Annotated in this window: 11 protein-coding genes; 10 read left to right on the top strand and 1 reads right to left on the bottom strand. The window is 70.7% G+C overall.

Features of this window, described 5'->3' with window-relative positions:
* Positions 1-11 precede the first annotated feature (11 nt).
* Complete coding sequence (locus LB310_RS09325; protein WP_278805001.1) at positions 12-818, top strand: hypothetical protein; 807 nt, start codon at positions 12-14, stop codon at positions 816-818.
* Between the two features lie 25 nt (positions 819-843).
* Here the strand turns inward: LB310_RS09325 and LB310_RS09320 are convergent, their stop codons facing one another.
* Positions 844-1,965, bottom strand: a complete 1,122-nt coding sequence (locus LB310_RS09320; RefSeq protein ID WP_301154976.1) for a hypothetical protein — start codon at positions 1,963-1,965, stop codon at positions 844-846.
* Between the two features lie 32 nt (positions 1,966-1,997).
* Between LB310_RS09320 and LB310_RS09315 the strand changes: the two genes are divergently transcribed.
* The 9 genes from LB310_RS09315 (at position 1,998) to ribF (ending at position 12,532) form a co-directional block, all read left to right on the top strand.
* A complete protein-coding gene (locus LB310_RS09315; protein WP_278804997.1) occupies positions 1,998-3,962 on the top strand; it encodes a GHKL domain-containing protein in 1,965 nt (654 codons plus the stop codon).
* Between the two features lie 256 nt (positions 3,963-4,218).
* A complete protein-coding gene (rimP, locus tag LB310_RS09310; RefSeq protein ID WP_278804995.1) occupies positions 4,219-4,689 on the top strand; it encodes a ribosome maturation factor RimP in 471 nt (156 codons plus the stop codon).
* A gap of 15 nt (positions 4,690-4,704) precedes the next feature.
* Positions 4,705-5,922, top strand: a complete 1,218-nt coding sequence (nusA, locus tag LB310_RS09305; RefSeq protein WP_087189630.1) for a transcription termination factor NusA — start codon at positions 4,705-4,707, stop codon at positions 5,920-5,922.
* Between the two features lie 28 nt (positions 5,923-5,950).
* Positions 5,951-6,229 (top strand): YlxR family protein, encoded by a 279-nt coding sequence (locus LB310_RS09300; protein ID WP_087189631.1) that lies wholly within the window; start codon positions 5,951-5,953, stop codon positions 6,227-6,229.
* Between the two features lie 18 nt (positions 6,230-6,247).
* Positions 6,248-9,031 (top strand): translation initiation factor IF-2, encoded by a 2,784-nt coding sequence (infB, locus tag LB310_RS09295; RefSeq protein ID WP_301154975.1) that lies wholly within the window; start codon positions 6,248-6,250, stop codon positions 9,029-9,031.
* A 109-nt stretch (positions 9,032-9,140) separates the two neighbouring features.
* Complete coding sequence (gene rbfA / locus LB310_RS09290; RefSeq protein ID WP_087189633.1) at positions 9,141-9,593, top strand: 30S ribosome-binding factor RbfA; 453 nt, start codon at positions 9,141-9,143, stop codon at positions 9,591-9,593.
* Positions 9,590-10,615: a DHH family phosphoesterase gene (locus tag LB310_RS09285; RefSeq protein WP_301154973.1), complete on the top strand. Its 1,026-nt coding sequence runs from the start codon at positions 9,590-9,592 to the stop codon at positions 10,613-10,615. Before rbfA ends, LB310_RS09285 begins: the two co-directional genes overlap by 4 nt.
* Positions 10,612-11,625 carry a tRNA pseudouridine(55) synthase TruB gene (gene truB / locus LB310_RS09280; protein WP_301154972.1) on the top strand — a complete coding sequence of 338 codons (1,014 nt, stop codon included), beginning with the start codon at positions 10,612-10,614 and terminating at the stop codon, positions 11,623-11,625. Before LB310_RS09285 ends, truB begins: the two co-directional genes overlap by 4 nt.
* Complete coding sequence (gene ribF, locus LB310_RS09275) at positions 11,609-12,532, top strand: riboflavin biosynthesis protein RibF (protein ID WP_278804987.1); 924 nt, start codon at positions 11,609-11,611, stop codon at positions 12,530-12,532. The genes truB and ribF overlap by 17 nt, the downstream gene beginning before the upstream one ends.
* Positions 12,533-12,535: the final 3 nt, after the last annotated feature.

The raw sequence follows: 12,535 nt of genomic DNA, 5'->3' as shown, positions 1-12,535 counted from the left end.
CGGTTGACGATATGACTAAAACGTTGAAGAAATGTGTGGCAGGCGCCCTCGTGGCGTGCGCGCTCTGCCTCGCGCTGGTGCCGGGTGCCGCGTGGGCGGCGGTGGATCCCGAGGCGGTGCTCCAAAAGGTGGACGGCTCGGACGACGTGGCCGTGTCCCTCAAGCTGCCCGAGGGCGCGCGCGACAACGTGCGCACCCTCCGACTGACGCTGACGGTGAAGGGCGCCGATCTCGATGGGGTGGAGGCCGGCTTCGCGTTCGACGGGTCGTTGGACGGCGTGGCGGTCAAGGAGGCGCGCTATCGGCATGAAGACAGCGAAGGCGTCTTGAGCTTGTATTTGGCCGGCGACGCGAACCTGTTCGCGAACGACACCTTAGCACTCGGCAGTGCGCACCTGACGGGGGAGGAAGGCACGACGGTCGAGATCGGCGTGGGTTCCTTGAGCGTGGTGAACGCTGCACACGATACGTCCGATCCTGCCGTGTACTCGCAGGGATCGGTACCGGTGGAGCTCGGGGCTGAAAGCACGACCCCGAACCCGCCCGAACCTCCTGCGGGCGAAGGCGAGGGCAACGAGCCCGGCTCAGGCGACAATCCGGGTTCCGGTGAAGGCGCCGGAACGGGAAGCGGAAACGGGGGCATGGGCTCCGGCACCGGCTCGGCCAACACGAGTCCCGGCGCGCCCACCGGTACGGATCGGTCGCTCGTGACCACGGGTGATGACCTCGCCTCCTCGCCCGCCGCATTAGGGACTGTCGCACTTGCCGCCGCTGCCGTAGTAGCTCTCGGCCTTGTGCGGCTCGGCAAGCACCGCTGACGGCGCCGCTGGCGCCCTTTTTCGCCTACGGGCGCTTCTTGGCCAAGCTGCCCTTCGCGCGCAGCACGGCGAGGGCGCCCCCTGCGATGCCCACGGTGCCGACCGTGATCCCAAGGGCCCAGGCGAAGCCGGGAATCTGGTCGTTGCCATGCGGGGGAGCGCCGTCGTCTGGCGCGCTCCGGTACCCGCCGGTTTGCGCGCCGTTGCCGCCTGCCGAGCTTGCTTCGGTGCGTTCCTCCCTGCCTTCGCTTTCCGCGGCCTCGTGCTTCTCGGCGTCGCTTCCCGCCCCTTCTCCGTTCGCCTCGGAACCCGAGGCGGCTTGCGCCCTCTCCATGTTCGGCAGCAGGCTCTTCGGCGTGCTCCCGGGATCCACGCGCTCGCTCTCTCCCTGCACCGCGCCGCCCCGGTTGCCGCCGCTGTCGCCGGCGCCTGCTTCCGGCGGGTTCACGATGTTCGGAGGCTCGTCATCGGGGTCGGGGCGCCATCCGCCCTCGTAGGCGATGAGCGCGGGCACGAACTCCGTGGTCGTCAGCACGCCGTCCTCGCGTGTCACCGCGGTTGCGCGCAGGTAGAAGTCGCGGTAGTCGACGGCTTTCGACGAATAGCTGACGGTGCAGTACAGAATGGTCGGGTCTTGGTAGTTGTCGTCGAAGACGGGGGAGATGCTGTCCGCGCCTGATGCGTATTCCTGCCAATCCTCATCCCATTCGAACGTGCCCCAGCGCTCCCAGTTGTCCGGTTCGTCTGCATACGCGCGATCGACGTAGAGCGCTTGCAGGCCGGGGTGCCCGGTATCCTCGTCGCGGCAGTACGGATCGACCGGCAATGGCGGCAGGTACAGCAGCGCGCTCATGCCGACATCGGGGATGATGCGGATGACCTGGCCGAACGGCTGGTCCACGTGGCCGATGCCGCTTCCGGGGCCGCCGGTCCCGCTGCCGAGGGAGCCTCCGCCGCCCTCGCTGCCGGGGGCGATGCCCCCGACGCCGCCCGCCATGCCACCGCCCAGCGAGCCGCCGAGCGCTCCTCCCGCCTCGGCATCCGCCCAAGCCGCCGTCCCGCCGTTTGCGGCCAGCGCGGCCGCCAAGCCCAGGGCCGCCGCGGCGCGGGCGGCGGGGCGGAGGCATTTTCTGGTAAGATGCCGCACGGGGTGTCCTTGTCGTCGGGAGGGGGTCGTTGATGTCGGTTCGCTCGGCCGTGCGCGCGGCCGTTGGCGCGGCAGCGATCTTCCTGCTGGCGGGATGCCTGCTCGCGCTGGCGTACTACCATGATAACAAATACCTTTCCCCACCGCCCTATGGGGCGGGCGGCGTCCTCGAGCTGGCGGATGCCGACCTCGGGCGCCCCGTGCCCCTCGTGGACGGCTGGCTGCTCTCCGTCGACGGCGCGTCGCAAATCGAGACGTTCATCGGCCAGTACTCAAACTTCTCCTACGTGCCGGGCGGCGCCTCGGCCTTCGGAACCGCTGTCTACGAGCTCGAGCTGCGCTACGTGGGCAACGCTCCTGAGCGTGCGCTCGTGCTGCTGGTGCCCGAGGTGTACGGAGACTTCACCCTGTACGTGGACGGCGCCGTAGCAGCGGCGGGCGGCGACGGTGCGGAGGTGGGCGTCGTGGTACGCGACGGCACGCGCCTCAAGCTGGAGGTGGAGAACCGGGAGCATTACTACAGCGGGCTGTACTACCCGCCCGTGCTCGGCACGGCGCAGGCCATGGGGCGGCTGGACTTCGCGAGCGCGCTCGGCACCTACGTGCTCGTGCTGGGCCCCCTTGCGGCGGCGCTGCTCTCCTTCGCGGTGCGCCGCCGGGGCGGCGGCGATGCGCTCCTGCGCGACTTCGCCGTGCTGTGCCTGGCGTTCGCGGTGGCCGGCGCGCACGGGTTGGCGTGGCGCGCGGGCATCGCGAACGCCTGGTGGTACGCCCTGGAGGACGCGGCGTGGGCGTGCGTGCTCGTGGCGGCCGTGGCGCTGGCCGCCCGCGCTGCGGGCCTGCCGTGGACGCAGGCGGGGCACCCGGCCGCGCGGTGGGGGGCCCGGGCGCTGTGGCTGCTGCCGGCCGTCACGTTTGCCTGGGCGGCGGCCCTGCCCGCGCTTCCCGCCTCCATCGGGGCGTACGCCGCGTTCCAGAGCGCGGTGCGCATCGCGTGCTGGGGGCTGTTCGCGGGCTGCGTCGTCGTGGGCCTGCGCAACCGCAGCGCCGAGGCGCGGTTCGTGCTGTACGGCTGCGCGGTGCTGGGTGCCGCCCTCGCGGCGAACCTCCTGGACGACAACGCCTACGAGCCGCTTTACGGCCTGTGGCAGCACGAGTACGCGGGGCTCATGCTGGTGGGCGTGTTCGCCTGGATGCTCGCGGTGCGCGTGCGGCGCCTGCGGGCTGCGCAGGAGCAGGTACGCGACCTGGAGGTGCAGGTGCACGCCGCCGAGGCGGGCCTCGTGCACCTAAGGCACGGCGAGCGGGAGGCGCGCACGGCGCGCCACGACCTGCGCCACCACGTGGCCGCCCTGCGGAGGATGGCCGACGAGGGGGCGTGGGAGGACTGCCGCGCCTACCTGGACGAGCTCGCAGGGCAGCAGGACGCCGCGCCGCCCCTGCGCTACACGGGCAACGTCGTGGCGAACGCGGTGCTGGCCGCCTACCTCGCGCCGGCGCAGGCCGCGGGCGTGCGCGTGGAGTGCGACGTGCGCGTGCCCGAGCGCCTGGGCCTGGGCGCCACGGAGCTGTCCGTGCTGCTGTCGAACCTGCTGTCCAACGCCGTGGAGGCGTGCGAGCGCGCCCGCGCGGCGGGCGAGGACGAGCCGTACCTCGCGCTCTCCATGCGCACGAGCGGCAACGTGCTGGCCCTGCGCTGCGAGAACTCGGCCGCGCCCGGCGCGTCGTTTCTGGCCACGAGCAAGGAGAACCCGCGCGAGCACGGCCTGGGGCTGCCCGCCATGCGCGAGATCGCCCGGCGCCACCGCGGCGAGCTCTTCGCGGAGGCCGCCGACGGCCGCGCCGTCGTGCGCATCGGCCTCGCGCTCGATGCCGGCGGTGTCGGCGGGGGCGTGCCCGCCGGTCCGGGCGGCAGCGCTTCTGGGGGCGGCTCCGCCGACGGCGGGCCCGTTTCCGCCGAACCCGGCGCCGCCACCGTCCGCGGCGAAATGTGGTGAGATTGCGAGAGCCCTGATCGCGTCACTAGGCAACCGTCGCAGAATATGGTATAACCTACCAAGCAAACGCGCACGAGGCGGGTGAGAGGTACGTGCGCACCATACTTTCGAAGCATGAGAAAGTGGGCCTGTTCCCGCTTTCTTTGTTTGTAGAGGGCCGGTTCGCCCCACGCCGCGAGGCGGGAGGGCGCCCGGTCCGGCAGGACGGCACGGCGGCGCGCAGGAGAAGGCGCGCCGGGCGAGAGAGGAGGCGGACGTGCTCGGCAAGAAGGAACAGCAGCTGCTCGACGCGCTGGCCCCCCGCGCGGCCGAGGAGGGCGTGGAGATTGTCACCGTGGAGGTGGTGGGCGCGAAGAAAGCGCCTACCATCAGGGTGTACATCGATGTGGAAGGCGGCGTGAGCTTCGACGAGCTCTCGGCCGCCCAAGGGTGGATCAACGACCTCATGGACGAGCTCGACCCGTTCCCCGGCGCCTACACGCTGGAGGTCTCGTCTCCCGGCATCGACCGCCCGCTGCGCACGCCGGAGCATTTCGCGCGGTTCGCCGGCGAGACGGCCGTGGTGAAGACGGCCGCCCCCCTCGACGGGCGCAGCGCCTTCACCGGCACTATCGCGGGCGTCGCGGACGGCGCGGTGGAGCTCAACGTGGACGGCATCGCCTTCCGCATTCCCGTATCCGACATCAAGCGCGCCCACCTCAAGGGCGCTGTCGACTTCAGCTCATAGGAAAGGACTTCAGACGTGGCAACTTCAGAACTGATCGAGGCCTTGCAGGCCTTGGCCCACGAACGCAAGATCGACGAGTTCTACCTCATCGAGCGGTTGGAATTGTCGCTGGCCAAGAGCTATGAGCGCATCCTGGACCTCGAATGGGACGCGCGCGTGACCATCGACCGCCAGACGGGGCATATCTACGTCTACGAGCTGGTGCCGGTGGGCGAGCCCGACGAGGAGACCGGCGAGTACAGCGAGTTCGAGGAGCGCGACGTGACGCCGGCCGACGTGAGCCGCATCGCGGCGCAGAACGCGAAGGGCGTCATCGCGTCCATCGTGCGCGAGGCGGGCCGCCAGTCCATCTACGAGGAGTTCTCGGGACGCGTGGGCGACCTGGTCACGGGCACGGTGCTGCAGGGCACGCCGGACTTCACCATCATCAAGATCCGCGACGGCGTGGAGGCGGAGCTGCCGCACTACGACCAGAAGCGCAACCCGGGCGAGCGCAACGAGCGCCCGTCCAACGAGCACTACCGCCACAACCAGCGCCTGAAGGTGCTCATCATCGACGTGCGCGACCCGAACTCCGACGCGCCGAAGATGCGCGGCGAGCAGGCCCGCCCGGCCATCGTCGTGTCGCGCACGCACCCGGACCTCATCCGCCGCCTCTTCGAGATCGAGGTGCCGGAGATCTACGACGGCATGGTGGAGATCAAGTCCATCGCCCGCGAGCCGGGCGCGCGCTCCAAGATCGCGGTGGCCTCACGCGAGGCGAACCTCGACCCGGTGGGCGCCTGCGTCGGCCCGAAGGGCAGCCGCGTGCGCATGGTGGTGGAGGAGCTGCGCAACGAGCGCGTGGACGTCATCCAGTGGCACGAGGACCCCGCGTCCTACGTGGCAAACGCGCTCTCGCCCGCGAAGGTGACGAATGTCATCATCGACGAGGATAATCACTACGCCACCGTCGTGGTGCCCGACGACCAGCTGTCGCTGGCCATCGGCAAGGAGGGCCAGAACGCCCGCCTCGCCGCGCGCCTCACGGGCTGGCACATCGACATCAAGAGCGCGTCGTTCGCCGGCGAGCCGCTGGCCGCGGGCGACAACATGCTCATCGACGAGGACGTGGAGGCCGACGATGAGGCCGGCCTGTGCGCCTACGTGAGCGAGGACGGGGCACGCTGCCGCAACCATGCCCGGCCGGGCAGCCGCTACTGCGGCGTGCACGCGGACCTCGACGGGGAATAGCGGCCAAGGGAAACGAGCGAGGCGACGGATGGCAACGGAGACGAAGAAACGGCAGCGCAGCTGCATCGCGTGCGGAAAGCAGGCCGGCAAGGCCGAGCTCTACCGCGTGGTGCGCACGCCGTCGGGCTCCGTGGCGTTCGACGGCACCGGCCGCGCGCCGGGGCGGGGGGCGTATGTATGCTCCGAGGCGTGCTTCGCCGCCGCATGCAAGACCAGAAAGCTTGAACGGGCGCTGAAGACGAAGCTCGATCACGATGAGTTGGAACGAATCGCAGCCGAGGTGTCTTCGGCGCTGCGCGGAGCGTAAGGGAAGAGGAGTTGGTATATGGCCAGCATGCGCGTACATGAGTTGGCGAAGGAATTCGACATGACGAGCAAGGAGCTGCTCGACAAGTTGAACGAGATGAAGATACCCGCGAAGAGCCACGCGAGCATGCTCGCCGACGCCTACGTGGCCAAGATCAGGAAGAACCTTGAGCCCGAGATCAAGCAGCGCGTGGGCCAGCTGGAGGCCGAGGAGGCCGCCGAGCTCGCCCGCGAGCGCGCCGAGGCCGAGGCCCGCAAGGCCGAGGAGGAGCGTGCCCGCCGCGAGGCCGTGGAGCAGGAGCGTGCCGCCCGCGAGGCCGAGCGCGCCCGTCGCGAGGCCGCCGAGGCCGAGGGCGCCGCGCACGGCGGGGAGGGCTCCCCGGAGGAGCACAAGCCGGCCAAGGCGCCGGCCTCGTCGCCGTTCGAGAGCCTGGCGAGCCAGATCGAGAGCGAGAAGGAGCGCGTTGCCCGCGAGGCTGCCGAGGCCCGTGCCCGCGCCCGCCAGGCCAAGGCCATGGCCGAGGTGGCGAAGAAGCAGGCCGTGGAGGAAGCGCTGCGCCAGCGCAACAGCAAGAAGCAGAAGGGCTCCGCGTCCTCCGCGCCGAAGCCCGCTCCCGTGATCGGCGCGAAGAAGGCCTCCGGGTTCGATTCGCTCCTCTCGCAGATCGAGGCCGAGAAGCAGCGCATCGAGGCCCAGAAGAAGCAGGCTGCGTCGGCCGGCGCCGGCGCCAAGGACGCCGCGCGCAAGGGCGGTAAGCCCGAGCGCGGACCGAAGAAGGGCAAGCGCGGCGGCTCGTTCGAGCAGATCGTGCCCGAGCTCGAGGTCCAGCAGCAGCCGGCGACGGGCGAGGACCGCTACGCCCAGATGGCCGTGCAGGCCGAGAAGCTGCAGCGCGACAAGGTGCTGGCCGAGGCCCGTGCCGCCGTGGCCGCCGCCTCCACGCACGAGGGGGAGGGCCGCCGCAAGAAGCGCAAGGAGAAGCGCGAGGCCGAGAACCGCGAGCGCCTGGAGATGGAGGCCATCGAGAAGGGCCTCGACCCCACGCTCGTGCTGGACGACTCCGTGGTGGAGATCCCGCAGGGCGCCACGGTGGCGAAGTTCGCCGAGATCCTCGGCGTGCAGCCCAACGACGTTATCAAGCGCCTGTTCATGCTGGGCCAGGTGCTCACGCTCACGCAGTCCATGGGCGACGATTTGGTGGAGCTCATCGCCGACGACATGGGGCGCAAGGTGCGCGTCGTGTCGCCCGAGGAGGAATACGCCGTCGTCTACCACGACAAGGACGAGGACCTCAAGCCCCGCCCGCCCGTCGTCACCGTCATGGGCCACGTCGACCACGGCAAGACGTCGCTCCTGGACGCCATACGCGACACGGGCGTTGCCGCGGGCGAGGCCGGCGGCATCACCCAGCACATCGGCGCGTCGGTCGTGGAGATCGACGGCAAGCAGATCACGTTCATCGACACGCCGGGCCACGAGGCGTTCACGGCCATGCGCGCCCGCGGCGCCCAGGTCACCGACGTCATCGTGCTCGTGGTGGCCGCCGACGACGGCGTCATGCCGCAGACCGTCGAGGCCATCAACCACGCGAAGGCGGCCGAGGTGCCCATCGTGGTGGCCGTCAACAAGATCGACAAGCCGGGCGCGAACCCCGACCGCGTGCGCCAGGAGCTCGTGGAGTACGGCGTCATCCCCGAGGAGTGGGGCGGCACGAACATGTTCGTGGAGGTGTCGGCCAAGCAGCGCCTGCACATCGACGACGTGCTGGAGACGATCATCCTCCAGGCCGACGTGCTCGAGCTCAAGGCGAACCCCGATGCCGAGGCCTCCGGCTTCGTCATCGAGGCGAACCTGGACAAGGGCCGCGGGCCGGTGGCCACCGTGCTCGTGCAGCGCGGCACGCTGCATCCCGGCGACATCGTGGTGGCCGGCACGTCCTACGGCCGCGTGCGCGCGCTGGTGGACCCGCGCGGCAAGCACGTGGACGAGGCCTACCCCGCCGACCCGGTGGAGATCCTGGGCCTGAACAGCGTGCCGGTGGCCGGCGACGAGTTCCGCGTGTTCGACGACGAGCGCGACGCCCGCAAGCTGGCCGAGGAGCGCGCGCTGCGCGCCCGCCTGGCCGAGCAGGAGACGAAGTCGCATGTGAGCCTGGACGACCTGTTCAGCCGCATCGAGGAGGGCAAGCAGACCGACCTGAACCTCATCGTGAAGGCCGACGTGCAGGGCTCCATCGAGGCGCTGCGCGACGCGTTCGAGAAGATGGACCAGTCCGAGGTGCGCATCAACATCGTGCACTCGGCTGTGGGCGGCATCACCGAGACCGACGTCACGCTGGCCTCCGCCTCCGACGCCATCATCATCGGCTTCAACGTGCGCCCCACGGGCAAGTCGAAGGTGCAGGCCGAGAAGGAGAAGGTGGACATCCGCCTGTACCGCGTCATCTACCAGGCCATCGAGGAGATCAACGCCGCGCGCGTGGGCCTGCTCTCGCCCGATATCGTGGAGGAGGACACCGGCGTCGCCGAGGTCCGCGAGACGTTCAAGGTGCCGAAGGTGGGCACCATCGCCGGCTGCTACATCACCGAGGGCGAGATCAACCGCGACGACAAGGTGCGCATCGTGCGCGACGGCACCGTGATCTTCGAGGGCGTCATGGAGTCGCTGCGCCGCTTCAAGGACGACGTGAAGACCGTGAAGCAGGGCTACGAGTGCGGCATCGGCATCCACGGCTACCAGGACCTCAAGATCGGCGACACCATCGAGGGCTACCAGGTGAAGGAAGTCGAGCGAACGGAGTAACCGTTCGTAACCGATACGAGCATCGAAGCGCCCGTCGGCCGTCCCGCGATACACTGGACGCGACGGGCGCGTTTTTCGCGCAACCCCCGACTGTTTAGGAGGCGGCACCATGAAGCAAGGATCTTCGAACCGCAAGGTCAACGAGCAGGCGCGCGAGGTCATCGCGAGCATCCTCCTGTTCGAGATATCCGATCCGCGCCTCGAGCTCGTGACCATCACGGGCTGCGAGGTGAGCTACGACCGCAGCGTGTGCAACGTGTTCTACACCACCGAGCCCGAGCGCTACGACGACGTAGCGGCCGCCTTCCAGAAGGCGGCGGGGCGCATCCGCTCGCTCATGGCGCGGAAGCTCTCGTGGCGCGTGGCGCCCGAGCTGCGCTTCCTGCTGGACACGAGCGTCGACCAGGCCGAGCGCATTGCGAGCGCGCTCGCGGCCGACGCGCACCGCAGCGCCGTGGCCGCTCCCACGGACAGCGACGTGCCGGCCGATGCCGACGCGTTCGCCGCCGAGCGCGCGGAGGAGCAGGCCGAGGACCGCTCCCATGACGGGGAGGGCGCATGAGCGTCACGCCCCAGACGAACACGACGCTGCCCGGGCTGGCCGTCGCGCTCGGCGAGCGCGACGACTTCGTCATCTGCGGCCACGTGAGCCCCGACGGCGACTGCATCGGCTCGCAGCTCGCGCTCATGCACGCGCTGCGCTCGCTCGGGAAGCGGGCCGTGTGCCTGCTGGCCAAGGACGAGCCCATCGACGCGCGCCTGGCGTTCCTGCCGGGCGCCGACGGGCTCGTGCCCGCGGCGCTCTACGACGGCCCCGCCGCCACGTTCGTGGCGGTGGACGTGCCCATGCGCGACCGCATGAACTCCGCGGCGGCGCACCTGCTGGACGCGTGCGCCTTCTCGGCCACCATAGACCACCACGCCTACGACGAGCGCATGACCGACCTCGCCTACGTCGACCCCGCCTCCGCGTCCACGACGATGCTCGTGTGGGAGCTCGCCGGCCTCATGGGCGCCGAGCGCGGGGCCGAGCTTGCCGCGTGCTGCTACACGGGCCTCGTCACCGATACGGGGCGCTTCCAGTACCAGAACACCGACGCGGCCGCCCTTGCGGCGGCCTCGGCCATGGTCGCCGCAGGCGCCGACGCGGCGGGCGTGGCGCGCGAGATATTCCAGAGCCGCTCGCTCCCCTCCGTGGAGCTCGAGGCGCTGGCCGTCGAGCGCATGCGCTTCGGCGCCGACGGGGGTTGGGCGCTGAGCTGGGTCATGCGCGACGACTTCGAGGCCACGGGCGCCGTGAAGGCCGATGCCGAGCCCCTCATCGACGCGCTGCGATCCCTGCGCGGCGTGCGCGTGGCGTGCATGCTGCGCGACCAGGGCGACTCGGTGCGCGGCAGCTTCCGCGCGAAGGACGGCACCGACGTGGCGGCGCTCGCGCGCACGCTGGGAGGCGGCGGGCACCGGGCCGCGGCCGGCTTCACCGTGTCCGGCCCCATGGAGGCTGCCGTGGGGCGCATAAGCGCGCTGCTCGACGAGGCGCTCGCGGGCACGCCGGACGATGCAGAGGGGGAGCGCGGGGCGTGAAACGGGGAGATTCGGGGCTTTCCCTGGTCGTGGGAGTGAACAAGCCGGCGGGCATGAGCTCGCACGACGTGGTCAACCGGTGCCGTCGCATCTTCGGCGAGCGCCGCGTGGGGCATACGGGAACGCTCGACCCCATGGCGACGGGCGTGCTCCCCCTCTGCGTGGGGCCAGCCACGCGCCTGGACGCCTACCTCGTGGGCCATGACAAGCACTATCGCGTGCGCATCGCGTTCGGCGCGGCAACCACCACCGACGATGCCGAGGGCGAGGTCGTCCGCACGGGCGACGTGCCCGCTCGCGTGCTGGACCCGGCGTTCGCCGCCTCGTTCGCAAAGGGCCTGACGGGCGCCCGCAAACAGCTGCCTCCTGCCTACTCGGCTATCAAGGTGAACGGGCGCAAAGCATGCGACGCCGCCCGCCAGGGCACCATCATCGACCTGGCGCCGCGCGACATCGTGGTGCACGACGCGCACCTCGTGGCGGTGCACGAAGCAGAGGACGGCTGCGAGCTGCCGTCTTGGGACGTGGAGTTCCACGTGTCGAAGGGCACCTACATCCGCGCGCTCGCCCGCGACACCGGCGCGGCCCTGGGCTGCCCGGCGCATGTGGCGGCGCTCGAGCGCACGCAGCTGGGCCTGCTGCGCCTGGAGGAGTGCGTCACGTTGGAGACGCTGGCCGAGCTCGGCGACCGTGCCGCGCTCGATCCAGTGCGCCTGCTGGGCACGCGCTTCCTCTACGCCGACGGCCCGCTGGCCGCCGGCGTGCGCAACGGCAACGCGTTGCCGGGGTCGACCGGACTGTTCGAGCGTCGGCGCGGCGCGCTGGACGCGGAGTTCTGCGCCTGCACGGCAGGTGTGCGCGAGAGCTGCGAGGCGCCGCACGACGGCGAGGTGGTGGCCGTGATCGCCGAGAACAAGCTCGTGGCGCTGTACGCTTACGACGAGGGCCGCGCCGCCTACCGCGCGCGGTGCGTGTTCCAGACGGGGGTTTCTCGTGGCAGAGATCTATGAGGTGGAAGAGGGTTTCGACCATGCGTTCTTCGCGGGCACGTCCTGCGCGTTCGGCGTGTTCGACGGCGTGCATGCCGGGCACCGGTACCTGCTGGCGCAGGCGTGCGAGACAGCTGGGAGGTCGGGCGGCAAGAGCGTTGCGCTCACGTTCGACATCGATCCCGACGAGGCGTTCCACCCCGACCGCCTGAAGAAGCTCATGACGAACGGGGAGCGCCTGGCCATGCTCGCCTCCACGGGCGTGGACGCCGTGGCCGTGCTGCCTTTCACGCCCGCGTTCGCCTCGCTTTCGCCCGAGGCGTTCCTCGAGGCCACGTTCGACGGCACGGCGCCCGCGTACCTGCACGTGGGCTGCGACTTCCGGTTCGGCGCGCGCGCGGCCGGAACCGTGGGCGAGCTGGAGGCATGGGGGGCCGGCGCCGGCTGCGCCGTGGCGGCGCACGACCTGAAGAGCGCCGACGGGGCCCCCGTCACGGCCACGCGCATCCGCCTGCTCTTGGCCGAGGGCGACATCGCGGAGGCCAACCGCCTGCTCGAGCGCCCGTACTTCATGACGGGCACGGTGGAGCCGGGCCGCGGGGAAGGGGCCGACCTGGGCTTCCGCACCGCGAACCTTGCGGTGCCCGATCAGCTGCGCCCGCTCGGCGACGGCGTGTACGCCGCCTACGCCCACGTGGACGGCGCGCGCTACAAGGCCGCCGTGAACGTGGGCGTGGCCGCCACGTTCGCCGACCGCGCCACCGCCACCTGCGAGGTGCACCTCCTCGACTTCGCCGGCGACCTGTACGGGAAGCCGGTCAAGGTGGAGTTCCTGCACTGGCTGCGCCCCATGCGCAAGTTCGACGACGTGGACGAGCTCGTAGCCACGGTAAAGGGCAACATCCAGTGGGTGAGGGAGAACCTGTAGCGA

The organism is Gordonibacter sp. RACS_AR49 (genome assembly GCF_030418435.1).
Lineage (GTDB): Bacteria > Actinomycetota > Coriobacteriia > Coriobacteriales > Eggerthellaceae > Gordonibacter > Gordonibacter urolithinfaciens.
This window is presented reverse-complemented; position numbering and strand designations above follow the sequence as displayed.